32 protein-coding genes and 1 riboswitch are annotated in these 26423 nt (G+C 39.2%); of the genes, 19 read left to right on the forward strand and 13 right to left on the reverse strand.

The features are described from left to right. Window positions 1-141: 141 nt before the first annotated feature. Window positions 142-1131 (forward strand): methylmalonyl Co-A mutase-associated GTPase MeaB, encoded by a 990-nt coding sequence (gene meaB / locus ACOQO5_RS08230; protein ID WP_420581210.1) that lies wholly within the window; start codon window positions 142-144, stop codon window positions 1129-1131. On the opposite strand, the gene ACOQO5_RS08235 is transcribed toward meaB, so the two are convergent. The 7 genes from ACOQO5_RS08235 to ACOQO5_RS08265 form a co-directional block, all read right to left on the reverse strand. Further along, on the reverse strand, window positions 1112-1834 hold the full coding sequence (locus ACOQO5_RS08235; protein WP_420581211.1) for a diphthine--ammonia ligase: 723 nt from the start codon (window positions 1832-1834) through the stop codon (window positions 1112-1114). The genes meaB and ACOQO5_RS08235 overlap by 20 nt on opposite strands. Then, complete coding sequence (cobC, locus tag ACOQO5_RS08240; RefSeq protein WP_420581212.1) at window positions 1831-2391, reverse strand: alpha-ribazole phosphatase; 561 nt, start codon at window positions 2389-2391, stop codon at window positions 1831-1833. The genes ACOQO5_RS08235 and cobC overlap by 4 nt, the downstream gene beginning before the upstream one ends. After that, on the reverse strand, window positions 2376-3149 hold the full coding sequence (locus tag ACOQO5_RS08245) for an adenosylcobinamide-GDP ribazoletransferase (protein ID WP_420581213.1): 774 nt from the start codon (window positions 3147-3149) through the stop codon (window positions 2376-2378). The genes cobC and ACOQO5_RS08245 overlap by 16 nt, the downstream gene beginning before the upstream one ends. A gap of 2 nt (window positions 3150-3151) precedes the next feature. Beyond that, complete coding sequence (gene cobT, locus ACOQO5_RS08250) at window positions 3152-4189, reverse strand: nicotinate-nucleotide--dimethylbenzimidazole phosphoribosyltransferase (RefSeq protein ID WP_420581214.1); 1038 nt, start codon at window positions 4187-4189, stop codon at window positions 3152-3154. After that, complete coding sequence (locus ACOQO5_RS08255; protein WP_420581215.1) at window positions 4189-4692, reverse strand: bifunctional adenosylcobinamide kinase/adenosylcobinamide-phosphate guanylyltransferase; 504 nt, start codon at window positions 4690-4692, stop codon at window positions 4189-4191. The genes cobT and ACOQO5_RS08255 overlap by 1 nt, the downstream gene beginning before the upstream one ends. Further along, entirely contained in the window at window positions 4689-5339 is a 651-nt protein-coding gene (locus ACOQO5_RS08260; RefSeq protein ID WP_420581216.1) for a diphthine--ammonia ligase, read from the reverse strand. Before ACOQO5_RS08260 ends, ACOQO5_RS08255 begins: the two co-directional genes overlap by 4 nt. A 65-nt stretch (window positions 5340-5404) precedes the next feature. Next, complete coding sequence (locus ACOQO5_RS08265; protein WP_420581217.1) at window positions 5405-7315, reverse strand: TonB-dependent receptor plug domain-containing protein; 1911 nt, start codon at window positions 7313-7315, stop codon at window positions 5405-5407. Between the two features lie 103 nt (window positions 7316-7418). Then, a riboswitch (cobalamin riboswitch) is annotated at window positions 7419-7657 on the reverse strand. A gap of 293 nt (window positions 7658-7950) precedes the next feature. Between ACOQO5_RS08265 and ACOQO5_RS08270 the strand changes: the two genes are divergently transcribed. From ACOQO5_RS08270 to ACOQO5_RS08315, 10 genes are all read left to right on the forward strand, one after another. After that, entirely contained in the window at window positions 7951-8415 is a 465-nt protein-coding gene (locus tag ACOQO5_RS08270; RefSeq protein WP_420581218.1) for a hypothetical protein, read from the forward strand. A 45-nt stretch (window positions 8416-8460) separates the two neighbouring features. Then, on the forward strand, window positions 8461-9594 hold the full coding sequence (locus ACOQO5_RS08275) for an ABC transporter substrate-binding protein (RefSeq protein ID WP_420581219.1): 1134 nt from the start codon (window positions 8461-8463) through the stop codon (window positions 9592-9594). Window positions 9595-9638: 44 nt separating this feature from the next. Then, window positions 9639-10655, forward strand: a complete 1017-nt coding sequence (locus tag ACOQO5_RS08280; RefSeq protein WP_420581220.1) for an iron chelate uptake ABC transporter family permease subunit — start codon at window positions 9639-9641, stop codon at window positions 10653-10655. Further along, window positions 10655-11623, forward strand: a complete 969-nt coding sequence (locus tag ACOQO5_RS08285) for an ABC transporter ATP-binding protein (protein WP_420581221.1) — start codon at window positions 10655-10657, stop codon at window positions 11621-11623. The genes ACOQO5_RS08280 and ACOQO5_RS08285 overlap by 1 nt, the downstream gene beginning before the upstream one ends. Continuing rightward, window positions 11620-11964, forward strand: a complete 345-nt coding sequence (locus ACOQO5_RS08290) for a DUF6984 family protein (RefSeq protein WP_420581222.1) — start codon at window positions 11620-11622, stop codon at window positions 11962-11964. Before ACOQO5_RS08285 ends, ACOQO5_RS08290 begins: the two co-directional genes overlap by 4 nt. A gap of 88 nt (window positions 11965-12052) precedes the next feature. Beyond that, entirely contained in the window at window positions 12053-12727 is a 675-nt protein-coding gene (locus ACOQO5_RS08295; protein ID WP_420581223.1) for an ABC transporter ATP-binding protein, read from the forward strand. A 181-nt stretch (window positions 12728-12908) separates the two neighbouring features. Continuing rightward, complete coding sequence (locus ACOQO5_RS08300) at window positions 12909-13778, forward strand: hypothetical protein (protein ID WP_420581224.1); 870 nt, start codon at window positions 12909-12911, stop codon at window positions 13776-13778. A 3-nt stretch (window positions 13779-13781) separates the two neighbouring features. After that, entirely contained in the window at window positions 13782-14198 is a 417-nt protein-coding gene (locus ACOQO5_RS08305) for a response regulator transcription factor (protein ID WP_420581225.1), read from the forward strand. Between the two features lie 77 nt (window positions 14199-14275). Further along, on the forward strand, window positions 14276-14788 hold the full coding sequence (locus ACOQO5_RS08310) for a DUF4199 domain-containing protein (protein WP_420581226.1): 513 nt from the start codon (window positions 14276-14278) through the stop codon (window positions 14786-14788). Window positions 14789-14812: 24 nt separating this feature from the next. Further along, complete coding sequence (locus ACOQO5_RS08315; protein ID WP_420581227.1) at window positions 14813-15184, forward strand: VOC family protein; 372 nt, start codon at window positions 14813-14815, stop codon at window positions 15182-15184. Window positions 15185-15243: 59 nt separating this feature from the next. Here the strand turns inward: ACOQO5_RS08315 and ACOQO5_RS08320 are convergent, their stop codons facing one another. Beyond that, on the reverse strand, window positions 15244-15657 hold the full coding sequence (locus ACOQO5_RS08320) for a DUF1573 domain-containing protein (RefSeq protein WP_420581228.1): 414 nt from the start codon (window positions 15655-15657) through the stop codon (window positions 15244-15246). A gap of 36 nt (window positions 15658-15693) precedes the next feature. Beyond that, complete coding sequence (locus ACOQO5_RS08325) at window positions 15694-17091, reverse strand: ATP-dependent DNA helicase (protein ID WP_420581229.1); 1398 nt, start codon at window positions 17089-17091, stop codon at window positions 15694-15696. 42 nt (window positions 17092-17133) lie between these two features. On the opposite strand from ACOQO5_RS08325, the gene ACOQO5_RS08330 reads away from it, so the two are divergent. The 4 genes from ACOQO5_RS08330 to coaD all read left to right on the forward strand — a co-directional run bounded on the left by ACOQO5_RS08330 (window position 17134) and on the right by coaD (window position 19658). After that, window positions 17134-17625: an NUDIX domain-containing protein gene (locus ACOQO5_RS08330; protein ID WP_420581230.1), complete on the forward strand. Its 492-nt coding sequence runs from the start codon at window positions 17134-17136 to the stop codon at window positions 17623-17625. Between the two features lie 68 nt (window positions 17626-17693). Next, window positions 17694-18290, forward strand: coding sequence for a hypothetical protein (locus ACOQO5_RS08335; protein ID WP_420581231.1), 597 nt, complete (start codon window positions 17694-17696; stop codon window positions 18288-18290). An 8-nt stretch (window positions 18291-18298) separates the two neighbouring features. Further along, window positions 18299-19189, forward strand: a complete 891-nt coding sequence (locus tag ACOQO5_RS08340) for a DUF3822 family protein (protein WP_420581232.1) — start codon at window positions 18299-18301, stop codon at window positions 19187-19189. A 10-nt stretch (window positions 19190-19199) separates the two neighbouring features. After that, the gene (gene coaD / locus ACOQO5_RS08345; protein WP_420581233.1) at window positions 19200-19658 is read left to right on the forward strand and encodes a pantetheine-phosphate adenylyltransferase; all 459 of its coding nucleotides are present in this window, start codon (window positions 19200-19202) and stop codon (window positions 19656-19658) included. An 8-nt stretch (window positions 19659-19666) separates the two neighbouring features. Here coaD and ACOQO5_RS08350 read toward each other — a convergent pair whose 3' ends face one another. Next, the gene (locus tag ACOQO5_RS08350) at window positions 19667-20335 is read right to left on the reverse strand and encodes an NUDIX hydrolase (protein ID WP_420581234.1); all 669 of its coding nucleotides are present in this window, start codon (window positions 20333-20335) and stop codon (window positions 19667-19669) included. A 132-nt stretch (window positions 20336-20467) separates the two neighbouring features. On the opposite strand from ACOQO5_RS08350, the gene pyrE reads away from it, so the two are divergent. Then, on the forward strand, window positions 20468-21118 hold the full coding sequence (gene pyrE, locus ACOQO5_RS08355) for an orotate phosphoribosyltransferase (protein WP_420581235.1): 651 nt from the start codon (window positions 20468-20470) through the stop codon (window positions 21116-21118). Between the two features lie 69 nt (window positions 21119-21187). Here pyrE and ACOQO5_RS08360 read toward each other — a convergent pair whose 3' ends face one another. The 3 genes from ACOQO5_RS08360 to ACOQO5_RS08370 are packed head-to-tail and all read right to left on the reverse strand — an operon-like array spanning window position 21188 to window position 23766. Beyond that, window positions 21188-21949: a TIGR02757 family protein gene (locus tag ACOQO5_RS08360; RefSeq protein ID WP_420581236.1), complete on the reverse strand. Its 762-nt coding sequence runs from the start codon at window positions 21947-21949 to the stop codon at window positions 21188-21190. Next, window positions 21939-23000, reverse strand: a complete 1062-nt coding sequence (locus ACOQO5_RS08365; RefSeq protein WP_420581237.1) for a LysM peptidoglycan-binding domain-containing protein — start codon at window positions 22998-23000, stop codon at window positions 21939-21941. The genes ACOQO5_RS08360 and ACOQO5_RS08365 overlap by 11 nt, the downstream gene beginning before the upstream one ends. Next, window positions 22990-23766 (reverse strand): hypothetical protein, encoded by a 777-nt coding sequence (locus ACOQO5_RS08370; protein WP_420581238.1) that lies wholly within the window; start codon window positions 23764-23766, stop codon window positions 22990-22992. The genes ACOQO5_RS08365 and ACOQO5_RS08370 overlap by 11 nt, the downstream gene beginning before the upstream one ends. Window positions 23767-23836: 70 nt before the next feature. Between ACOQO5_RS08370 and ACOQO5_RS08375 the strand changes: the two genes are divergently transcribed. From ACOQO5_RS08375 to ACOQO5_RS08385, 3 genes are read left to right on the forward strand one after another with little or no spacing between them, the layout of a single operon-like run. Next, window positions 23837-25186: an NfeD family protein gene (locus ACOQO5_RS08375; protein WP_420581239.1), complete on the forward strand. Its 1350-nt coding sequence runs from the start codon at window positions 23837-23839 to the stop codon at window positions 25184-25186. 2 nt (window positions 25187-25188) lie between these two features. Next, window positions 25189-25371, forward strand: coding sequence for a hypothetical protein (locus ACOQO5_RS08380; protein WP_420581240.1), 183 nt, complete (start codon window positions 25189-25191; stop codon window positions 25369-25371). Then, window positions 25372-26409, forward strand: coding sequence for a DUF3667 domain-containing protein (locus tag ACOQO5_RS08385; protein WP_420581241.1), 1038 nt, complete (start codon window positions 25372-25374; stop codon window positions 26407-26409). It begins immediately after the preceding gene. Window positions 26410-26423: the final 14 nt, after the last annotated feature.

Raw genomic sequence — 26423 nt, forward strand, 5'->3', positions numbered from 1 at the left:
TATTAATCGACCAAACGCTCCAAAATATCTATAAACATAGGAAATCCAGCCATAAGAAGTAATCCTAATCTTAATTATTTAAGAATTATGAAACTCAAGTTATTTCGTTACTATCTTTAATTTTTCACCTAATACGCTTTAATGAAAAGATTTGAACTTAATTATTATTTGGATGGCCTTAAAGCACAAAACAACGTGGCTCTGGCTAAAGCGATAACTTTAGTGGAGAGTAAAAGAAAGGAAGATCAAATAATAGCGAATGAATTATTAGACCGAATTGTTGAATCGAGGCTGAGTTCAGTGCGTATTGGAATTACTGGGACACCAGGCGTTGGGAAATCAAGTTTTATCGAAGGATTCGGTAATAATCTGATTGAGCAGGGCAAAAAGGTAGCTGTACTTGCCATTGATCCGAGTAGCCAAAAAACAGGCGGGAGTATTCTGGGTGACAAAACACGAATGGAGTATTTGAGCAGAAATCCGCATGCTTTTATACGTCCATCAGCTTCGGGTAATGCCCTAGGTGGTGTGAACAATAGAACCAGAGAAGCTGTGCTACTTTGTGAAGCAGCAGGTTATGATGTAATCATTGTTGAAACGGTAGGGGTAGGGCAATCGGAAACGCTAGTCAATAATATGGTTGATTTCTTTCTCCTTATGATTCAGCCGGGTTCAGGTGATGATTTGCAAGGGATCAAGAAGGGTATCATGGAAATGGCTCATGGTATTGTCATCAACAAGTCAGATGGAGATCAGGCTAAACTGGCCAAACAATCAAAAAAGGACCTACTAAGTGCTATGCATCTATTTGCAGCAAGCGATACGGGATGGTCCACGAAAGTGGAACTCTGTTCAGCACTAGAAAAGAGCGGTTTTGATTCTGTATGGCAAATGATTCAATCCTTTACGGAAGAAATGACATCTAATGGCCTTTTCGACCAAAACAGAACAAATCAGAATGTGTCCTGGTTTGAAGAAAGGGTGCAATTGGGCATTCTAATGGAGTTGACTGGTAAGTCCAAGCTCAATACTCTTCAAAGTGAATTGAAACTGAAAGTTCAGCAAAACAAGATGTCTGTAACCAAGGCCACGACTCAAATGCTCAAGGTAATTAAACAACAACTGGCTTAGCCAATGTCAAATCTGCAAACTCGAAAGAAGTTTTTATTTCTTCTCCTGACGCCAGTTTATGCTCGTAGGTATGTACTTTTATTTCATTCACATCTAGGGAAATGGGGTTTTTGAAGATGGGTCCATCAAAAGCGTAAGAGTGAAACTCTCCATTTTCTCCGCAAGGGTCTACTTTTGGATCAAATGACTGGAGCATTTCTTTCGAGTATTCTTTGCCACAGATACTTTCAGTAAATAGGGATTGTTTTGCAGCGCAAATGAGGGTTTTGAAATTTTTCATAAAGAAATATTGAGCAAGGTCAATAGTTTCCTTTTTCCATAATGGATAAATTCCTTTAAGACCATTATTACTAAGCATCTGATCTCTGTATGCCTTGAGGTCTTCCAGAAAAATATCACCAAATCCAATGTGATTGATGCCTAGTGATTTGAGGTTGGAATAATATACGTTTATAGCTTTTTCGTAATTGGCATTGGTCGAATCGGGGGCTATAGAAATGAAATGTATGGGGAGTCCAATGGATTCCGCTTGCGCCCGTATGAGATCCTGGCTTACACCATGCATGGAAACCCGCTCAGTTTCGCTGGAAATGGCCGTGTGGAGTTCCACGATTTCGTATTTATCATCATTCATCAAATGATGTAGCATCATGCTTGAATCTTTGCCACCACTCCAACTGATTGCTAACGGAATCTTATTCATTTTTTATTAATATAATCTACTGTGAATTGACCTTCAACCAAACTTATTTTAGTAACGCTTCCATAATCTATTTTTAGTGTAAAGGTGTCCTTAAGAGAAAGATTGAGAACATGAGATAAAATCGCTCGAATTGGACCGGCGTGAGTTATGATGCCAGTTGATGATCTATTCTGAGAAATGATTCCCTTGAATATTTCTACGATTCTGGCTTTTAGCTTTTTATAAGATTCACCCTTAGGTGGCGCTTGCGTGACGTAGTTTTCCATCCATTCATTGAGTGCTGCCTGCGGGATGTCTTTCCACTTTTTCATTTCCCAATCCCCAAAGCTCAGTTCCATTAACCTGGGTTCCCTTTGAACTGGAACATCGAATGAATCAGCCAGTTGAGCGCATCTTTTCAAAGGACTTGAAAAAATATAATCCAGGGGCTTTTCTATCAGCTGTTGTACCACCGCTGCTTCATTATCAAAGTCAGAAGAAAGCTCAAGGTCACTTTGGCCGTAACAAATGCCTTTGGCGATTTTTGGAGTGGTGTGCCTGATCAAGTAAATTTCCATAGTAGTAGAACCAATAGGTAAAAGGCGACTTCAGAAATTTGCTGAACAGCGCCTAAACAATCACCTGTGTATCCATCTATCCATTTATTGAAATAGCTGGAAAGATACAATTTAACCAAAATAAGAACAGGAATGGTTATAAGAAAATATAGATTTTGGAAATAGAATAATGGGAGTAATCCTATGATCATGGCAATTAGGAAAGTGTCTGATTTCATTTTTTTAGCTACAGGCTTAGCTTTGGAGTCTTCATTGTCACGGGCATATTCGTCCGTGAATATCATGAAAACGGAATTGGCTCTGCTTATGGCATGCGCAGCCAATATTACTATAGCGGCATTCAAACCACCTCTGGAGTTGCCAATTTCCCATAGAAGAGTAAACTTGAAAAGGAGCATCATGATCATTCCCAATGCACCATAAGCGCCAATGGCGGAATCTTTCATGATGGTCAGAATTTTCTCCTTAGTCCATCCACCACCAAATCCGTCACAAACATCTGCAAAACCATCTTCATGAAAGGCTCCTGTGAGCAATATGCTGCTGATCATGGACAGTATCACAGCTATACTCAATGGCAAGACCAAAACACTTCCCAAATAAATGAGCGCTGAAAAACCACCTACGATCCAACCAATCAAAGGAAAGTATCGAGTGGCCTTATTGAGCATATCAGCAGAATGATCCACCCATCGTGGACAGGGGATGCGAGTATAAAACATGACCGCAGTAAGGAAAATGGACCATTCTTTTTTCATGATTAATGTTTGTTTGAGACTCCAGCACTTTCAAAGCTGGCCATTTTATTCATAAATTCAACCGCCGATTGAATAAGGGGTAATGCCAGAGCACAGCCTGTACCTTCGCCTAATCGAAGGTTCAACCGTAGGATGGGTTCTGCACCTAAATACTCAAGCATTAGCTGATGTCCTGATTCATCAGATTGATGACAGAATATGCCGTAGTGTTGAATATTGGGATGAATGGATTGCGCGCAGAGATAGGCAGAAGTAGAAATAAATCCATCCACCAGTACGATCATTTGATTGGCTGCTGCTTGTAGCATGGCACCTGTCATCATAGCTATTTCAAAGCCACCGACTGCTTGAAGCAATTCCGCTGTGTTTGAAATAGAGGAGTGCTTTTCTTGTACTTGCCTCAGAATATCTATTTTCTTTTGATAGCCAGTGTCGTTTATGCCCGTTCCTCGTCCGACACATTCATCGATGGGCAGATTGCAAATGTGGCTCATAATCAAGCTAGCCGAGGAGGTGTTGCCGATTCCCATTTCACCAAATCCAATTATGTTTGAATCGCTAGCATGAATTTGATTCACAATTTCGGCTCCCTTTTGAATGGCTAAGTCGAGTTGGTCTTTTGTCATAGCGGCATTTTTCAATGCATTGGCAGTACCCATACCTATTTTAGCATTGATTAGATCGCTTTTGGTACCAAAATCAAAATTTACCCCGGCATCGACGATTTTCAAGTCTATACCATGCTGTTGACTGAATACATTGATGGCCGCACCACCGGATAGGAAGTTCAACACCATCTGATGTGTGACTTCTTGCGGGTAGGCACTCACACCTTCTTTAGCCAGACCATGGTCTCCTGCAAATACCACAAGACTTGGTTTTTTCAACTCGGGTGAAAGTGTTTCTTGAATCTGGCAAATTTGTTTGGCCAGGCTTTCTAATTGACCCAGTGCTCCGATGGGTTTGGTTTTGAAATCAATTTTATGATCGATTGCGGCGTCGAGATCTGAATTTGGTTGAGGGATATTGAAATCAATCATTATTTTAATTTTAGTGGTAAACCTGATACCATGAAATACGCTTCGTCGGCAGCCTTGGCAATATGCTGATTGATCCAGCCCTGTACTTCGACAAAGTCTCTTCCCACCTGCGTGTCGGCATGTGAGCCCATGCCTATCTCATTCGAGATAAATATCAAATGACCTTTGTAGTCCTTTAGTTTGTCGAATTCTGCCTTAACTAATTCCAGTGTTTCGTCTCGTTTGCCCTTGGTTTTGGAAAAGAAATTAGAAAGCCAGAGGGTGACGCAGTCTATTACAACAATTCGATCTGGTGGCAGGACAACGCTCAATTCAAATCGTTCTTCGATGTTAGTCCATCGTTCATCTCGTTCGGCTTGGTGTCTTTTGATTCGCTCCTCAAAGTTGCCGTCATAGGCTTTGGCTGTAGCCAAATAAATGGGATTGTCTGATAGCTCCAATGCCATCTTTTGAGCGTAAGAAGATTTACCAGATCGTTCGCCACCTGAGATATAAGTGATCATTGGGCTAATTTAGTTTCAATGAAACAATAATTGTCAGTTTTCACTCTTTCACCTTTTTCTATTTGAATGGGTTGATCAAAAAGCGGGCAATCCACGACTAAAGTATGAAACTCACCATTCTCACCACAAACATCTACGCCTTTGGCTTCTAGCTTTGGAATCAAATCATGGGTAATTTCTTGCCCTAAAAAATCCAATCCCAAAGTGTGATTGCAAGAAACAATGATCGCCCTGATCCCTGCGTCAATCATGGATTCTACTATCTCTTTGCGGTCACCCTGCCAAAGTGGGAGGTAGGCTTCTAACCCTGCTGTCGCAGAAACTTTCTCTTCCCAGTCTCTGTGCTTTTGGATGTCAATATCTCCGTAGACCATGCCTTCGATGTGATGATCCTTTTTGATTTGATGAAGATTGGAAATAAAGTTTTCTTCATACGTTGACCAGGAAGCTGCTGTCAATTGAATGGGAACAGACAATGCTTTGGCCTGAGCTCGAAGAATCTCCTGGGTCAATCCATGAGATTTGGAGTATTCTTGGTTTTCATCCATTACGTTCATGACTACTTTGAGTTGGTCGCCTTTATTCAGCTGTTTCATCAATGCAAAACAACTGTCTTTACCACCACTCCAGGAACATCCTATATTCATTTTATGGAGATTTATTGACTGGCTGTTGGGTTGCTAAAACAAAGTCCAACAGCCAGTTTATTTACTTAAAATGTATAATTCAAACCTATGGTCATGGTTCTGCCTCGTGTGGTATAGCCATAGATACCTACGAAATCAGTATCAAATACATTATTGATTCCACCATAGACTGATAGTTTTTTGTTAATCAGTTTGTAATTGGCAAAAAGGTCAACAAGTCCAAAAGATCCCAATTTGGTTTCTACTGAAGAGAACGTTGCCGAATCCCAATAGGCTACAGTTCTTTCTCCTGTTAAATTATATTTAACAGATATATCAACTGTTTCAATAGGAGAAACAATCAAGCCAATACCAAATTTGTATGCTGGTATTCTGTAGAAATTGGTTGGTTCGTCTGTTGTGACATAGCTGTAATTTGCGTTCAAACTAATAAGATTTGATATTGCCCAATTGGCATCAAGCTCAAGTCCTTTGACTACTTGTTCATCAGTTCCGTTATCGTAAAAACTCACCCAATTTCCACCAGCGTCAAGAGCACCGCTGAATATTATTGGATCCGTTTCGTCTCTTCTGAAGTATACAGTATTTAAAGTCAAGTTATCTCCTAAGTAAAAAGAAATACCTCCTTCATAATTGGTAGATCGCTCAGGAGACAAATTTTTATTTCCATAAAAAGAGTACAACTGATAAAGACTCGGGGTGACGTATGAAGTAGAAATAGAAGCTAGAAATTTAACTGAAAAACCTCCATTTATTGGTAGTAGAAATGAAGGATTTATGTTGTAGATAAATTCATTGTCATACGCACTATGTGTGTTCAGCCTTACACCAGCATGAACATTCAATCCAGAATTGTGATCAAAAAACACAGAGGCAAAAGGATCAACAATTGTAAAATCATCATATTCAGCATTTGGATCCGCAAGTACTTCTTTAGCCGAGAGCTTTTGTGCGTTTACACCTATTAAAGTCTTGAAATTGTCATTCCATTGGTGTTCGTGGGTCAGTTCCGTTTGGAGGTTTTTGGACTTGTATTTTGATGGATAAGTGCTCTTGAATTCTCTTGAACCTGAATTCAATAATACATTCAATTTAACTTGGCCTGCACCATATTTGTAGCTTGGAGTGAATCCAATTCTGAATTGCTCGCCATTGTTTTGATTATCTGCGTCCAAAAATGCACCACCGTCGTAATCTGCAGAAAACTCATCATACGCCGCATTTACTCCAATATTTAATTGTTCTGTGGCTTCTAAGCCTATCTTCACATTGACATTTTTTTGAGACATGCCGTCTTTGTTGAAAGTTGCCGATGCATTTTCATCCGAAGCCGCTGAAAAGCCTTCTGATTTCATCAAGCTACCACTTACCATGAAGCTCAATTTGTCTTGTTTGCCGTTTACATTAGCAGACGCCTGCTGCGTATCAAATGAACCGTAGCTATAGTCTACCTGACCGTGTACACCATCTTGATTCGCCTCTTTGAGCTTGATACTAATGACTGCTGCAGAAGCACCTGTTCCATAAAGTGTGCTCAACCCACCTTTGAGTACCTCAATAGATTCGATTTGGCTCACTGGAAGAAAACGTAAGTCGAACGAAGCATCGATACCAGAAGGGTCATTCAACGGCACACCGTCTATCAAAATCAGAGTATTTTTGTTTCTACCACCTCTTACATAGTAGCTGATATTGGTGCCAGGCGCACCAAAATTCCCATCCATTTGTATGCCGGGTACTTCATTGAGCAAATCCGAAACAGTCTTACCTGCATTTTGCTCAATGTCCTTGGCTGTCAGTTTGTAGATGGTTTTGCCTGATTTTTCTACAGGTAATTCGAATTTTGTTCCTGTTACCACAAATTCATCCATGGTATAGGTAGAAAGATCCTCTTGCTCTTGTGCAATAGACAATCCTGTCTTAATAAATAGCCCAATGGCTAGAAAGTGTTTGAGATTAATTTTTAAAATTCTCATAGTAATTTTTATAAGGTTAAAAAACTATGAGCCTTTGTTTGAAAAAAGGAATAGTGGCATGTTGCATGCCGCAGTTCACTTCACTTTTCTCCCGAAAGCTCAGATAAATAATTGAACTACTGGCAGGTCTCCTGGCTTTTCGAAACTTTCTGATCGGCCTTCCCATCCTCCTGATAGTTGTCAGGATCAGACAGTGGCTGTGGTAGATCAAAAATGATGTCACTAGGACATCTTCGAATTACAGTTGCGGGAACAGCTTCGGAGTTTGTGCATGGCACAGCACCGAATTCCCTTTTAATTTCTCAGGACTTTCCTTCGAAAACCAATATTTGCCGCAAAGCTAGAGAAATAATTGAGGATGAGAAACATTATTTAATAATTGGGATGGTATCCTTGATATTGGCTATTTGTTTAGAATAAGCGGTTGTTAGTGGGGAGTAGGGTGTGTAAAAGTGACTGTTGTCGTAATTTTATTAGGGCAATCAAGTAAGCCGAAAGAAACTATTTCGTAATATTTTTGTCTTTTGTGCAACTAAATGAACACAAGGATCATCTTATACATGTGAAACCGAATGGAATGTTTCACGTCTTAAGAAGAGATATAATCAAAAACCAAGGATCAAAACTCAACAATCATGGGACTATTAGGGCTGTTTAAAAAAGAAAAAAAAGGGAAGAAGGCTACGCAATGTAGCGTGTGTAAGTCGCACATGGAAAGAAATGAAGGATATGCATTAACTACCTCTCAGGTGGTTACAAGTAAAACTTATTGGGATCATAAGATGGTTGAGCCGGAGACCATGTCTTATACCACACAGCATTTTAAAGATAAAGATGAAAATGCCACAAAAATGAGAGGTATCATTTTTGAGAAAACTGCAGAAAAGGATCAGACTTGGATGACTTGTGATACGTGCATCAAACACTTTGATGTAAATCATGAAGAAACTAAATCACTTGCTGGAGAATGGTGGAACGCGGAGAATGGTCATAAAATTCCAAATACAGGAAAAGCCATAGACCACTTGCCAAACGAAGATTACGAATCAATAAGAAAATATGCAACCATGGAAGCTGGAGCTTCCTTGATCAGATTGTAAGCTTAGAATTTTATATTTCTGAAAGGATAGGTGTTTATTTGCGCGATGAATAAACACCTGTCCTTTTTTTTGTGCCTTGTTTTTGCGGTCTCTTGTTCTTCAGAGCAGAGCAAAAAGACTCAATCCGATAATCAGAGCATTTCGAATATTCAGTATGCCAAAAGATTTGATGTCCAATACCAGGACGGTATTCGGTTGATTACAATTGACAAACCTTGGCAGGGTAGTAAAGCACCCCTTCAGTATTTGTTGTACACCGACAGCGTTCCTGAAAAGTATCAGAATGATGCTTCCTTAGTTAAGATCAAGACTCCAGTACAAACTATTGTTTCTAACCTGACCACACAACTCGCGCTTATGGATGAGTTGGGTGTGACCGATAGACTTACTGGTTTTGCACAAACTCAGTTTATCTATTCACCAGAGATATTGAAAAGTGTTAAAAAAGGAATCATAAAAGAAGTTGGCCCTGATGGAAGCTTGGATATAGAAAGTATATTGAATTTGAACCCTGATATTGTTCTTGCTTTTAGTTCTGGGACTGAAAACCGCCAACTAGAGAAATTAAAGGAACTCGGTGTCAAGGTGGTGATGAATGCAGGCTATATGGAGACATCACTCTTAGGCCGATATGAATGGATCAAATTTTTGGGCCAACTGACAGGTACTGAGGAGAGAGCCAAAGAGGTTTTTGATCGGAAGGTCGCCATTTATGATTCATTGACACGGCTTGTTAAGGGCAAAGAGCGGCCATCGGTGATCACAGGTACGCTTTATGGCGGCACCTGGTTTATGCCTGCAGGCGAGAACTATGGAGCCAACATCATAGGAACAGCTGGCGGAGATTATTTGTGGAAGGAAGATCAAAGTGCTGGTTGGTTGAGTATGGATTTTGAATCTGTATTTGAGCGTGGTTACAATGCAGATTATTGGATTGGAGTAGCCAGTTACACTTCGTTGGATCAGTTGCGGCAAGCAGATGAACGCTATGCTGAATTTGAAGCATTTAAGAATGGAAACGTATACTCTTATATGGCCAGAGTGAATGTGGAGGGAGCCAATGACTATTTTGAATCGGGCAATGTGAATCCGGAGAAACTTCTGGCTGATCATATTAAAATCTTGCACCCAGAACTCCTGCCAGATTACGAACTCTATTACTATATGAAATTAGAATAGCCTTTACATTTCCATTAAATTCGTTCAAAACTCTTTCTAGTTCATTGAATAAACCATTAGCCATACTGATTCTTGTATTTATTGCAGCCTTTTTGTTGGATGTGATGTTCGGGTCTGTATTGATACCCTTTGAAGGTCTTTGGAATATTTTACTGGGCGAACCAGTAGATCATCCTGCTTGGGAACGGATCGTGGTCAACTATAGATTGCCCAGAGCAGTCACTGGAGTGTTGGCTGGTAGTGGATTAGGATTGAGTGGTTTGTATATGCAGACTTTTTTTAGAAATCCACTGGCAGGTCCTTATGTGCTGGGAATTAGTGCAGGAGCTAGCTTGGGAGTTGCATTGGTGGTGTTTGGGGAGTCTTTATGGTTGCTCTTTGGTATTCAATTTATGTCTGGATTTTCCATGGCTATTGGTGCAATCATTGGTTCATTCTTGGTATTCGCTGTGGTGCTCTTTTTCTCAACGAAAGTGAGAGACAATACCTCTTTGCTCATCATCGGTTTGATGTTTAGTAGTGCTACAAGTGCTATTGTGAGTATCCTTCAATTTTTCAGCAACCCTGAGGATGTACAATCTTATTTGATTTGGACGTTTGGTGATTTGGGTAGTGTGACTTTGAGTGAGTTGCAGGTGTTGTTTCCACTGATTGCTTTAGGGTGGGTAGGGTCTGTTTTTTTGATTAAGCCTCTAAATATTTTTCTGTTAGGAAATCAATATGCCAAAAATGCTGGTCTGAATATGACTTTGGCAAAATATGGTGTGATCAGCGTGACAGCCTTGTTGTCAGGTACGATTACCGCTTATTGTGGGCCTATTGCATTTATCGGCCTGGCCACTCCTCATATTGCACGTATGATCTTAGACACTTCTGATCATCGATTGTTGATCCCTTTTGTTGGCTTTCTTGGAGCCATCATATTGATGTTGTGTGATGTGATTTCGCGAATGCCTGGCTTGTCTCATTCACTTCCGCTAAATGCCATAACTTCCATACTTGGAGGTCCATTGGTGATTTGGTTGATTGTCAAACGAGGAAATATATCTAACAGCTTCTGATGACTGCTTTACGAATCAAAGGATTGAGCGTGGGGTACGCGACCAAAGAAATTGCCAGAGATATCAATTTAAATCTCGGTGGAGGTCAGTTGGTGTGTTTGCTTGGACAAAATGGAGTTGGGAAATCCACCTTATTACGTACGCTTTCCAATCTGCAGGATCCACTAACAGGAAATATTGAAATCGACGGTCAAAACATTGGAGAGTTGGAAAGGAGGATGCTCGCCACCAAATTAGGCATAATTACCACTGAGAAGATTGGTATGTCCAATATGACCGTACGAGAACTAGTGGCGCTAGGACGATACCCTTATACCAATTGGATTGGACAAGAATCCAACGAAGACAAAGAGAAAATTGAAGAATCTATTTCGAGATGTAGGATCAACTATATTGAAAAAGCCAAGCTATCTGCGATCAGTGATGGGCAGTTTCAAAAGGCTATGGTGGCTAGAGTGCTCGCCCAAGATACAGACATTATTCTGATGGACGAACCTACGGCGCATCTCGATGTGGTGAATCGAGTGGAAATGTTTCAATTACTTCAGTCCATTAAAAATGAAACAGGAAAGTCCATTCTGATTTCCACCCACGAATTAGATCTTTCTATGCAGTTTGCCGATGAATTGTGGTTGATGAATTTCAATGCTCCGATAGTAACTGGTACGCCTGAGGATCTTGGTTTATCGGGAGAAATAGAAAAAGTGTTTTTTCATGAAGAATTTCAGCTAGACAGTCGGACTGGGCAAGTGAAACTCAAGCAAGAAGTGAATAGGTTTTTTCAGATCACTGGAGAGGATAAACCGGCACATTGGGTTCAAAAGGCTTTGGAAAGAAAGGGCTATGGAGTAAGTGAAGGTGGTACATCTATAGATGTCGGCTTAAAAGAGAATGTGTTTACCTGGAATATTCAAGATAGATCAGGCAACAGTATTAGTGAACTTTTGGATTTTATTGAACAGAAATGAGCCAGATTAGAAAAATTAGAGAAGAAGAAATTGTGCTAGCCAGGCACCTTCTTGTATTAGCTGAAAAAGATCCAAGCGCTTATTCATTTCCAAGTGATGTGGATGAGTATGAAGGTGGAGTCATGGGTAGTATCAACTTTACGCTTGGAGACTCTTCGGATTACGCTGGTGACATCGTTCAGGTGGAATATACGGATGAAGATGGCATTAGAGTGGTGATTACTCTCACCCAAAATAGCAAAGGAGAGCTTTTGGATATGGATTTTTGGAAAGAGAATTTTTCCAAACTTTTGAAATATCCGACTCCCGATAAGGTGTCTATCAATACGCGTGGAATATAGTTTGTAAAACCGAAGTTGATCACTTCCGTTTGTGACATTAATTTCTATATTTGAGAAAGAGTCAAAAACAACTTCAAAATAAAATCAAATGATCAAACTAAAAGACATAGACAAGTTTGTCGATTCTAAGTTTCAGCGACTATTTATTCTGAAAGGAATAGATCTGGAAGTGAAACAAGGCGAATTTGTGAGTATCATGGGGCCTTCAGGTTCTGGTAAATCAACACTCCTCAATATCATTGGCATGTTAGATAAGCCTTCGGCTGGGGAATACTATTTTCTGGATGAACCGGTTCATAAGTTTAGCGAACGAAAAACTTCAAAACTTCATAAAGAATATATTGGTTTCGTGTTTCAGGCCTATCACCTGATTGACGAATTGAATGTTTATGAAAACATTGAAACGCCGTTGCTCTATAGAGGAGTAAAAGGCAAAGAAAGAGCCAGTATGGTAGCTGAAATGCTTGATAGATTTCAGATGGTAGCCAAACGAGACTTGTTTCCAGAGCAGTTGTCAGGAGGACAGCAGCAACTGGTAGGTGTGGCCCGGGCATTGATCGGTGGGCCTAAATTGCTACTGGCAGATGAGCCAACTGGCAATCTTCATTCCGAGCAAGGGGAAGAAATCATGAAACTTTTCAAAAAATTGAATGAAGAGGAGGGCATGACCATCATTCAAGTCACACACTCGGAGAAATGTGCGGAATATGGATCGAGAATTATTCGATTAGAAGATGGTGCTGTGGTCAGCGATGGTAAATAAACTTGAAGCACAAGGAATATTGCAAACCGAAGTTACTCGCTTCGGTTTTTTTGTGACCCATTGGTTCTGCTATTTAACCTTGCCTATATTTGAGCTTTTTATAAATTAGAAAAGTTATTTATAATCCTTGGCTATGGGTAAGCATTCGAGAACAAAATTTATTGGGCTAATCATTTTAATAATGATTGTACCTTCAGCAATGTTTGGACAATCAAAAGTGGAAGATCAGGAGGAATTCAACGAATCGATGAAGTGGTTGGTGTCCAACTTGGAGTATGTTTATCAAAATCCATCAACAGGTAAATGGTGGCATAATGACTTTTTGTACAATGCAGAAAAGCAGTCGATAAACGTAAAGAACTCTAGCTCAGATACACCAAACCGGGTAGACAAAGGTCTTTACTTCGATCGAATAGTTAATCTAAGAGATTTGGATATGGCTTCTGTCAAAATCGAAGAAGTCAAGTCCAATAAAGGCCGAGTGGTAAAAGGAAAAGTAGTACATATTGATGCCATCGGTAAAACTCAACGAATTCAAAAACTGTATAATGGGGCACCTTCTTTTAAAGAATTTTTCTTGCAGTTTCCATTTTCAAAATCTGATGTCGGCTACAGTGAAAAAGCAGAACAGTGCAAGAAGCACTTTGAAACTGTAATCCGTCTGGCATCTGAAGTATATCCTTCAGCGGATTCACTTATTAATACGAATTATATTTTTAATCTTATTCCTGGAACTTATAGAGGGTCTGATAATTCTTATTGTGAAATTATAGAGCTATTTCCTCATTCCATGGAGCTTAGGTTTTTGAGAGGGGGTAAATTGTACAAAAAAAGCGTAATCAGCTACGATGAACACAATCATCATTTTATATATTGGATGGTGAATGCTGCTGGAAGCAGTCATTTCGAATTGAATCTTCATTTTGAAAATGAAATATATTTGGAAGCAAACTCTCAGGACTATAAACTCAACTTTCCAAACAGCAATCATTTCTCTATACTCGATAGAGCCACTACCATCAAATATCAGCGAACTGGCTTTAATGAATAAGGTTTGAATAAGTCAGCGTTATTCATCGGGCTGAGTGTGGGTTTTTTGCTTACATTGTTGAATGCACTTGACTATTTTCATCTCATTAGAGTATTGTCTTTCGAATTTTACGCTGCTGGCGTGGGATTGCTCTTTATGGTCCTAGGAATATGGGCTGGAATTAAACTGAGTGAATCGAAAAAGAAACGAGGAGTTTCCAAGGTTTCCATTGAAAATGGAAAGAAAATCAATTTGAGCGACCGTGAACTTGATGTACTGGTCGAATTGAATAATGGTCTGTCCAATCAAGAAATCGCCGACAAACTTTTTGTTTCTCTCAATACGGTCAAAACACATATTAGTAATCTGTACTCAAAGCTTCATGCTAAGCGCAGAACCCAAGCATTGGCCAAAGCAAAAGAGTTAAGAATAGTCGAATAGCTCCGATTTCATACTTTCGGGTGAGCTATTTTCTCCTATCTTCCAATACATTTGGATCATTATCTATTTCTAAAAATATGAAAAACATAGCAATCAAATATGGTTTGATAGGAGCTGTAGTAATGATACTTGGCGTCATGCTTCCTTTTTGGATCTACGGAGAAAACATGGAATTAGGAGCAGGAGAGGTGTATGGCTATGCCTCTATGATTTTGTCTCTTACTGCCATTTACTTTGGTATCAAACAATATAAAACAGAGTTGGAGGGAGAGCTGTCATTCAAACAAGCTTTCATTTTTGGGACATTTGTGAATTTTGTTGCAGCATTAGTGTTTGGAATCTTTTCGTATCTTTTGTATGCTTGGTTAATGCCGGATTTTTTGCAAACCTATTTGGATCATTCCATTGCTATGGTCAAAACCAATGCGGATCTGACTCCTGAAGAGATGGAAGCTGAGCTAGCCTATATCAACGAAGGAAAAGATCTATGGCTCAGCTCTGCATTTGGAGGATTACTAATGTTTGGGACAGTGTTTCCTATAGGCTTAGTAATGACACTCATTTCATCTATTGCTTTAAAATCTAAATAGTTTAAAACTTAAAATTTGACACCAATGAAACTCGGAGCATTTTCAGTCAGCCTCAGTGTAAAGGATCTGACATTATCGAAAAAATTTTATGAGAAATTAGGATTTACTGTTTTTGCAGGAAGCCCTGAACAAAATTACCTTATCATGAAAAACGAAAAGACTTTGATAGGTTTATTTCAAGGCATGTTCGAAGGCAATTTGATGACCTTTAACCCTGGCTGGGATCAAGATGCCAATACTTTAGATACGTACGATGATGTGAGAGACATTCAAAAGAAGATGAAAGCTGAGCAACTTACCTTGATTCAAGAGGCAGATGAATCAAGCGAAGGGCCAGCCAGCATGATGGTTGCTGACCCTGATGGTAATATGATTTTAATAGACCAGCATGTATAAAAAAAATGGCTCAAGTTTTAATGCCTTGAGCCATTGTAATTGATTTTGTCATTAACTTTTTAGCTATCTGTTTTAGGTAAAATATTGGTGACAATCTTTATTCTCTCTGGATTGTTCGTGGCATTACTCATGATGGTAATGACTTTGTTTTGGTGGCCAATTTTTCCGGCACTATTAAAACTCACTTCAATTTTACTAGATGTACCAGGGAGAACTGGTTCTCTTGGCCAACTCGAAGCTGTACACCCACAAGTAGTCAATACATTTGAGATTACCACTGGTGCATCACCTGTATTAGTAAATTCAAAAGTGTATTCTACTTTTTCTCCTTGCTCAATATCCCCAAAGTCGTGAGACTCTTCAGAAAATTTTATAAACGGTCCCGGAGGGGTTGGTGCCAATAGTTCTGCATCCTGAGCATTAGCCGAAAAGCCAAGGCAAAAAATAACTGCTAAACTTAATATATATTTCATTGCTAGTTTTTTAGTTGTTTGATACTTAACGTAATTCTAGAAGAATTTGGTGTCAAAATTAACCAGAAAAAGTTCATTTTTTGCTCTGGTGATGGCTGTATACGTCCACCGGATAAAGTCATTGTCTATTTCTGCTTCCCCCAAATACCCTTGATCCACAAAAACGGCATCCCATTGACCGCCTTGACTTTTGTGGCATGTCAAAGCATACGCATATTTTACCTGAAGCGCATTGAGGTATTTGTCTTCCTTCATGGCTTCTTTTTGTTTCTTTCGAGGCAGGTCGGCGTAGTCGATCAAAACACTTTTGTAGAGTGCCTGATTTTGCTCTTGAGTCAGGGCAGGGGTGTAACTATGCAAGCCATCCAAAATGATTTTTGCTTCAAACGGTTCGGCATCGGGGTAGTCAGTGAGTCGAATTTCTACATCTGCGAATCTTAGGCCATGCAACTCTTCAAATTTTTTGATTTTCAGTATTTCCATGAAATCTCCATTGGCCAAAAAACCTGAAGGCACCTTATCTGTAGCAAAATTATAATTATTCCGAGAGATCATGAGTAGATCACCCGCATCCAGTTCATCTTCTTTGTAGAAGAGTGTATTTCTAATGTAATGATTGTACATCACTGCATTCTTGTTTGACCTACATATGATCAGCGTGTTTTCAAGCCCGTACTTGTCATGTGCATACCTCAAACCATCTTCCAACCTTTCGCCAGTCATTCGGTAGATGTCCTTGTGAGATTTAGTATTGAAATGAACCTGTTTCTCTTTTTCAAAGAGACTATTTCTCAAACTAGTGGCGTTGAGTAAAATTCCGCTGTTTTCGGCCTGTCGGGTGATTTCTGTGAGGATACTTTCTGTCGTATCCAATTGAAATACGTCAGATAAGTGTGCTCGATCCAAAGCCAGGCTTTTTTCTTGATGAACAGGTGGAAGCTGCGCCGTATCTCCTACAAGCAATAGCTTGTTGCCTTCCTTTTCGAATACATATTGGATCAAATCATTGAGGAGGCTTTTGTTTTTGTAGTCTGCTTCTGAGCTGATCATAGAGGCCTCGTCTACGATAAAAATGGTGTTAGACTGATAGTTTTTTGTTTGGCTAAAAACAGGGCCACTGTCTTCTTGGCTTGATTTCGCCTTGTATATTCTCTTGTGAATTGTGAAAGCCGTTCGTTTGGCATATTGGCTTATTACTTTGGCAGCTCTACCTGTGGGGGCGAGTAGGACAAACTTGTAGTTGAAAAGGGGTAATACCTTTACTAAGGTTGCTACGATCGAGGTTTTCCCGGTACCGGCGTAGCCTTTGAGGATCATAGTTGGCTTGGCAGTCTTAGACGCGACAAACTGATCTATTGCCATAAAGGCCTTGACTTGACTGGCCGTCGGCTCATGTTCAAATTTGTTTCTTAATATTTCGGAGGGTAGCGGCAAAGGATATTGATTATTTTAGCGCAAGTATAGCAACCCCAAAGAATGCGATCAGAAGAAATCAAAACTATTTTTGGAAATCAAGTTCGGGTCCGGGTGATGGGCCTATCGATTCAGGATGAAAAGATTTTACTGTTGAATCATTCTGGACTCAATGATGAAGGTGAATTGTGGTTGCCTCCAGGGGGAGGGGTAACCTTTGGAGAGTCTACGAAAGAGGCTCTGATTAGAGAATTTGAAGAGGAAGTGAATCTTTCTATAAAAGTTTGTGACTTTTTCGGTGCTAGTGAATTTATATCTAATGAACTGCATGCCATAGAGTTATTCTTTGTGGTGGAGCAAATCGGTGGTAAATTACAACTGGGTACCGATCCAGAGTTAGGTGATAAATCCATTTTAAAAGAAGCTCGGTGGATGGACTTTATTCAGATTGATAAATTGTCTAATAACTGCATTCATCGCTTGTTTTGGGACTTAAAATCATTAGATGATCTATTTGAGAAAAAGGGATTTTTTAATATTGGAAATAATCCTTAAAATAGCATTTGCTTAAAGCAGATTTACTCTAAAAAATATTTATACTTGCAAAAAATCGAAATTCAAGCATGGAGAAGACAAAGATAATATCAATAAGCTTTTTAGTCCTTTCGCTTTTGTTGGCGGGCTTTTTAGGAAACAGCATCTATACATCAATAGATAATGCAGATAGAATTGAAAGAATGGAAGGCCAAATCATTGATAAGTTAATCATGATTAGAGATGCGCAGATTGGATATCAGGCGGTCAATGGACAATATACAAGTGACTGGGGCAAATTGAAAAATTTTGTTGATTCTGGACAATTCTTTTTAACATCCAAAATTGAACATATTATCACACTAGACTATGGCGCGGATAGTGTTTACATTGAAATTGATACTTTAGGAACTGTAGCAGTTAGGGATTCATTATTTTCTGCGGCCAAATATCCAAGATTTGATTTGACTACATTCTCATTTGTCCCTGGCTATGAAGAAGAGCAGGTTGAATTTGAAATGTGGGCTGATAAAATCGAGAAAAGCAATGTGAAAGTGGATGTTGTAGAAGTTTGGAACCCTAGACCTGTTGATCCTAAAAGAAAAGAAGACAATGAAGCTAGAACCAAAAAGCCTTTGAGATTTGGATCTAGAACAAGTATCACTACAGCCGGAAACTGGGAATAACAAAAGATTTGGAAGCTATACATAGCGCAACATACAAGCTGGTAAAAAGAATCAAAGACAGTAATTTTGATGTAGATCAACTGCATCATTACTGTCTTTCGATGCAAATAGGGATTCGTGATTTTCAAATGAGTATCACTGATACTCGCACAGACACTTGTTTACTATTGGAGGATTATATCCTTCAGGATGTAAAGACGATCAATGCAAGATTGCAAGTACTGGCTAAACTATTTGAAAATCATCACCTGCTTATGGCAGGTTTTTGGAATTCTATTAAGCTATCTCTTAAAAGTCATAAGTTTTCATTGGTTCCTGCTACACATTTTGTGGAAGATTCGGTAAGGGATTATCTCATGCTCAATTGCACGATCAACGATTCTGTGGAAAGCGAGTATACTTATAAGCATACTTCTTCCAATGTTGTAAATGCCTTTGCCGCTGATAAGCGACTCGTGAGTTGGATAGATTCTTTGTATCCTAATAAGGATATTGATGTTACTCACCAAGGAAGTGCATTGATTGAGGGATTATTGAAGTACAATACAGAAGCGAATTCTAAAATTGTATACTGTATTTTGGATAGGGGGATAATGCACGTATTCGTTTCCGAAAACCACAAACTTCATTATTACAATCAATTCTCAATTAAAGAAGCCAAGGACTACGTGAAATACGTGATGTTGGTTTTTAAAGAGTTTAACCTGAATCAGCGTACTCAGAAAGTGATTTTGTGGGGGAATATCACAAAAAGCTCAGATCATTATAAATTGTTTTCAAAGTATATTGGAAACATAACTTTTGGTAAACGTCCTGCCAACCTTAAATTCAACTATCATTTTGACGAAATAGCCGATCATCAGTATTTTGACTTGCTAAGCGTCTATCTTTGCGACTAAATCTAAACCGATGTCGGATAAAAAAATTGCTCTATTCCCTGGGTCATTTGATCCATTCACCAAAGGGCATGAGGATATCGTACGTCGTGCTTTGAAGTTATTCGATGAAGTAATAATAGCTGTAGGCTATAACAGTGCCAAATCCAGATACTTTGAAGTAGAGTATATGATGGATCGAATAAAGTCAGCATTTTCCCCAGAAGACAATATTTCTGTCATGGTGTATAATGAACTCACTGCTGATTTGGCTAAGAAAACAAAGGCATCTATTTTGATTCGAGGTTTGAGAAACACGACAGATTTTGAATATGAAAATAGTATCTCACAGGTAAATAGGTACTTGAATAGCGAGTTGGAAACGGTATTCTTAATCACATCGCCAGAATATGCACATATCAGCTCTACGATTATCAGAGAGGTGCATAAATATGACGGTGACATTAGCCCGTTTATTCCTTACGAACTTTAGTCTGCCGTTTACTTTACTAGTTTTCGGTATTTTTGAACGACTCGTTCAATGGTCTTGAATGAGTGTAGCATCGCAACGTCCACTTCGGTTTCGGACATCCATACGGCCTTTTGAATGTTTTCTTCTTTTTGAGGTTTCAGCTGACTGTCGTCCAAACAGGTCATTCTGTACCACGTGGTCTTTTTTAGTACGTATTTCTTATTTCTGGTATATGTGTGCCAGGTCGAGCATATTTTCTCTTCCAATTGTACTTTGACACCTGTTTCTTCTTCTACTTCTCGCGCTGCTCCTTCTGACCTTTTCTCACCTTTTTCAAGTTTTCCCTTAGGAATATCCCAAAGGTCATTTCTTAGGATCATCAGCGTTTTACCCTCTTTTTCGACAACACCTCCTGCAGCTTCTACAATGTTGAATTTGGATTTGAGATACTGTTGTGCCTTAGCCTTATTTTTTACACGTATCTCGATTTGTTTGATTTTGCTGTACTTCTTATCTGTCATGATGTGGAGCAGACGATTGATCGCCTCGTGAGATTTTTCTTTAATCAGCACTTTACCCTTGAGCTTGATCGCTTGGATATCATCTACATCGCTATCTAATACTACATCAAACTTCTTATTAGATTCACGTTCGCGATCACGAATTCTGACTGGTATGTCGTTAATATATATTTTCATTCACATAGAAGTACTTGGCGAACATGGAGAAAAAATCCTGAGATTCACAATTTCGATGGTTAATTTTTCTTGAATCTTTAGAATTCATTCTTTCAACGAAATCTTGATTTAAAATATTACTAATTTCGCCACATGACGAACAATGAATCAAATCTTCCGCTTAGCGCTCAAATAGCAACAGAATTATTAGAAATCAAAGCGATCAAATTGCAGCCCAAAGACCCATTTACCTGGGCATCGGGATGGAAGTCGCCCATCTATTGTGACAATAGAATGACATTGTCATACCCTGCATTACGTACGGTCATTAAAAATGCATTCGTCAAAGAAATCAAGGCTAGATACCCAAAGACAGAAGTGATCGCTGGTGTAGCTACTGCCGGCATTCCTCAGGGTGCGTTGATTGCAGAAGAAATGGGTTTACCATTTATCTATGTAAGAGACAAAGCAAAATCTCATGGCCGGACTAATCGAATAGAAGGACAAGTGCAGGAAGGAAAAAATGTTTTTGTTGTAGAAGATTTAATTTCAACAGGTGGAAGTTCGATTAAGGCGATAGAAGCACTCAGAGAATCTGGTATGAACGTACTGGGGCTAGGAGCGATATTCACCTATGGATTCCCACATGCAGATAGAAATCTGATGCAGGCGAATGTCTCGCATTTCACTTTATCTGATTATCATTCTCTATTGGATATCGCTGTGTCTTCCCATTTAATCAATAGCGATGAGTTGGATTCACTTAATTCTTGGAGAATAGAACCGGAAAACTGGAGAGGGTGAATTTTGTTTGTAGTTGGAAAGTTTAAAGTAGAAAGCCACTTTGAACTTTAATCTTTTCACTTTCAACTCTTAATACTTTTCCATCACGCCTAGACCAAATAAAGCAAAATCATATTTCACAGGATCCCTAGGGTCTAGCAAACGGAGGTTCTCGCTAAGTTCAATTGCTGCACGCCAGTCTGTTTGTTTTCGTTTAAGTAGACCTAGACTCTTTGCTACTCGTTCCACATGCACATCCAGGGGACAAATCAACTGATCTGGTCTGATATTGTTCCAAATTCCAAAGTCAACACCCTTGTTGTCTATTCTAACCATCCATCTTAAGAACATATTCAATCGCTTGCAAGCAGACTTGCGTGCAGGGGTGGCTACATGTTTTTTTGTTCTATCCGGTGCATTTGGATGCTCGAATAGCGTATTGTGAAAATGGGATAGATAACACTCCATATCACTTTCATTTCCTCCAGTAAATGCAGATTCCAAAGAATCATGTTTTTGATAGTGAGATCGTAAGACATCAATGAAGAACAGCGTATCAGTGGGATTGAAAGTTCTGTGTTTGAAAGTCAAAAATCGCTTGAGGTCATTTTCTTCGTGATTGAGGATGAAATCATAAGGAGCAAGGTCCATCATTCTCATCAGTTCATTGCACTTATTGATGATGGTTTTGCGCTGTCCCCAGGCTAGCGTTGCCGCAAACAGACCTGCTATTTCTATGTCTTGCTTTTTGTTGAATTGGTGTGGGATTGAAATGGGGTCCTCGGGAATGAAGGAAGGTTGATTGTATAATTCTACCTTTTCATCCAGGAAATCTTTGAGATTACTCTGCATCCGACGAATAGCTCACTATGATGGGAGTTTTTAGATCTATTGCACCCATGGCCTTATAGGCTGCTGATGACAACCTGAGCAGAAGTTTGCGGTTCATGGCACTCTCTGGCAGCTTACCAACAACCCTGGCCTCAATGACCTTATCAGTCATTTGATTTTTTACTTGAATAGTAGAACCGAGAGGAGCAGACCGATGTAATGCCAGATATTTTTTTGTATAGTCAGTATCTTCGATTTTCATGGCAAACCCTTCTTCTACAGTCTGCTTCTTTCCTTCTACTTCTTTGGTTTTAGTTTTGAATTGACTGTTGTCAGTTTTCACAAAGAGCGTATCCAAAACAGGTTTTTTGGGTTTAATCAAAGTGGAGTCAAATCCTTTTTGAACAATTGGAGTAATTACAACTGTATCTTCTACTACTTCAGTTGCATTGGTCTCTCCAGACACAATCAGCCTCTGTCCAATAGATAAGGTGTAATCTGGAAGATTATTCCATTGCTGAAGATCTTCGATTTCCACCTGATACAATCGTGAAATCCCGAAAAGTGTTTCTGAAGGTTTGACAACATGATACTTGATGCCAGGGTCATATATTGGTTCCTTTTTTTGACGTTGCATGATAAAAAGTGTATCTCCAACATCCAAATGAGCATTTTTCAAATTGTTGATATTCACCAGAGAATCAATGGTTAGATTATATTGTTTCGATATTGCGAAGAGTGTTTCTCCAGCTTGTACAATATGAAAATTTGAGATGTTGTTAGGCTCAACGTTCGGCTTCTGTTTTTTTTTCTTTTTCGACAAGGGCACATAAATGGTATCATACATCTTAAGACCATGCTCCTTGAGTGAAGGATTGAATTCGTATAAATCTTCAAGAGTTACACTATATCTCCTTGTAATAGAATAAAGGGTTTCCTTGGGTTCAGCACGGTGAATGATATATTTTTTGCCTTTTACCTTTTCTACTCGAAGGCTGTCGATCGTGCTATTGGCAAAACTAGATAGCGACATAGTCATGATGAAAATGAAATAGAGCAGTCTATAAATCATAAATATTCAATGTGTTTTTGTCTGTAACAAATATGGCTTTATTTCGGTAGACGAAAAAAGTATCTTTACCAATGCCTTGGAGGTTTTCATCCAAAAGTACCTGCTCCAAAACCGAGCCTTCTTTATCTAAAAATGCCAGGCTGTTTATCATTCCTCCTTCTTTATTTTCATAATAGGAAATGAGGATGGAGTTTTTGAATTTTAAGTATTCAATTTGTCTACAAGGAGTAATGTTGTGTTTAGTAAAATATTGCACGAACCATTGAAAATACTCAGACTCTTCAGGGTAGGCAATGGCATAATAAATATCATCTAAAAAATCGCTTTCTATAGGAGGGGCTTCTTTAAGCTTTGAGCCCGATTTATGATCCACGTATATCTCCTTATTTGAAAAGTGTGGGTGAGGCACCTTGATCCAAGTTGTCCCAGATTGAATGATTCTGGTGTTTTGGAGGCTGAAGGAAGGTTCGCCTCCCTTCCAGTTGAATGTATGGATGTTGGTAAGGTCGGGATTGTTTTGATCGGAATACTGGATAAAAAGGAGGTGTTCCTCATCATAAGATTTGGAGACCAAGCCTGCATATTCCTCCCCAAAGGAAATAGCCCGAATGATAGCTAGTGGCTCGAAAGAAAGGAGGAGGAAAGTCTGAGATTTTAATTGATCATCATAGGTTTCAATCAAAAGCAGATTTTCATCTGACCCGGGTATGATCGATTTGATGGGGAAATCAAAAGAGACTTGGTGATGCGTGTTTTCGGCCTCCAAAATTCTGGATTCGTTTATAGGATATGGTAAATTATAAATATCTTTCGGGCAAATCTAAATGTAATCATTGATGAACAAACGCCTCCTTCTTTTATTGTTGATTTTTATGTGCTTTTCCGTGTTGCTCTTAGCTTCGGATAGTACTAAGGTTAGTCCTTTGGTCTTTGTGATGAAACTGGATGCTGACATTGATCCTCGTACCAATCGCTATACAGAACTGGCTTTGGAAGAGGCTGTCAATAGGAAAGCCGACTTTGTGATCATCGAAATGGATACCTACGGAGGAGCGCTCAACGATGCCGATGATATCCGAACGCGAGTCTTGGAATTCGAAAAACCCATCTATGTGTATATCAACAAGGATGCAGCTTCTGCCGGAGCATTGATCTCCATCGCCTGCGATAGCATCTACATGGCTAAAGGTGCGAGTATAGGTGCGGCTACCGTAGTGACTCAGGATGGAGCCGCTGCACCGGATAAATATCAATCCTATATGCGATCGATTATGCGTTCGACAGCTGAAGCCAATGGTCGTGACCCTAAAATAGCGGAAGCAATGGTAGATCAGGATGTGGAAGTGGATAGCATATCTACAGAAGGAAAAGTGATCACGTTCTCTACATCTGAAGCTATCAAACATGGATTTTGTGAAGCTCAGGTGTCTGGAATAGAGGAGATCATGAGCCGATCTGGTGTTGATGACTTTGTGACCTATGAGTTTGAGCTTTCAGGTGCAGAAAAAATCATAAACATTTTTATCAATCCATTTGTGAGTGGAATTTTGATCCTTGTCATATTAGGCGGTATCTATTTCGAACTACAAACACCGGGTGTAGGATTTCCTATATTGGCGTCATTGATTGCACTGATATTGTATTTTACTCCATACTATCTCAATGGACTGGCCGAAAACTGGGAGATCATTATTTTCTTTTTGGGAGTTGTTTTGTTGGTGCTAGAAATTTTCGTGATTCCTGGGTTTGGTGTGGCGGGAGTATCTGGGATTACCTTGATGGTCACTTCTTTGATTCTTGTGATGCTTAACAATGACTATTTCGATTTTTCTTTTGTGCCGTCAGGTCATTTGACTACCGCCGTATTAGTTACTTTCTTAGGGCTGATTGGGTCATTCATAGTAATGTTTATTGGAGGCGTTCGTTTGACAGAGTCTGGATTATTCAAAAGGATAGCCCTCGAAACTACATTAGATAAGTCCTCCGGATACACGTCCAATTTCAAGAAAGACTCCTTATTGGGAAAAACAGGAGTGGCATATACCATTTTGCGCCCAAGTGGAAAAGTGGAAATTGAAAATGAAATCTATGATGCTTATACCCGTGGGAGCTACATCGATAAGGGAGCAAAAATAGAAGTGATCGGTGAGGAGGGAACTTCTCTGAAAGTAAAAGAAGTCAGCTAAGCATGTCAAAAGAAAAATTATTTAAATCTGTTTATTGGATACTTTTTGTGGGGGCGGTCGTCTTCCTTTATTTCAGTTTGCGAACTCAATATTATCAATTGGAGTATTCACTTGTAGCGCTTGGACTGTGGGGTGGCGCGTTTTTGCTGAATCGTTTTGTAAAAAAAGAAGATACCCCAGAGTAAATGCGGGCACTGCGAAAGACTAAGAACTGTCTCAATTGCCATACGCCGCTTGATGAGGTGTACAACTACTGTCCACTATGTGGTCAGCAGAATGATGACAAGAATGTTTCTTTTAAGGAACTAAGTCGGGATCTATTTGAGAATTTTTTCTCATTCGATTCAAGGCTTGCGCATACCTTCTTTCCATTTTTCTTTAAACCAGGAGAGCTTACCAAGAAATACAATGAGGGGAAACGGTTTACTTACGCGAACCCCATTAGATTATACATCATTGTCAGTTTCTTTTACTTTTTTGTTCTCAATAGTATGATGGGTGATTTGACCCGTGAATTTAGTCAGGCATTTGATACACCGGAAGCGGATTCAGTAAAAACTGCCATTCAGAATGAGGTTGAATTCAATATGGACTCCATAAAGAATACTCCGCCAATCATGGTTAGCCTAGATGGTGATTCCCTGGCAGAAGGTGATGAAAACTCCTGGCCTTTGAAAAATTGGCAGTGGAAACTACTGTATGAGAAACTCAATGATAATAGCATAAGTGAACAGGCTCTTTATGATTCACTGAAAATTGAAGATAGGGGTGCGATTACCAGATTGACAATTAAACAGATTATTCGTATTTACAAACGAGATAAGGAGACACTAGTGTCGGAGATTGTTCAGAACCTATCTGTGATGATGTTTGTTCTTATTCCAGTCTTTGCACTCTTGCTCAAACTGATGTATGCTAGAAGAAAAACACTCTATGTCAACCACCTCATTCATACCATTCATTTACACACTTTTGCCTTCCTAGTCTATGGAGTAGCCATAGTATTCGTGCATTGGATTTTTGAGTCGGAGGAGGTACATGAATGGATTATGATGATAACCGTGTTTACTGTTTTTATCTATTCGTTCCTATCCTTCAAAAGAGTGTATAATCAGAGTTGGAAGAAAACGGTCCTCAAGTATTGGATTTCTTCTTGGTTCTATTTTTACATTCTTGTTTTTGCTATTGTTATTGAATTGCTAATCTCACTTTTAATTTTTTGATTTTTATACAAAAT

It is taken from the genome of Reichenbachiella sp., assembly GCF_965223055.1.
Lineage (GTDB): Bacteria > Bacteroidota > Bacteroidia > Cytophagales > Cyclobacteriaceae > Reichenbachiella.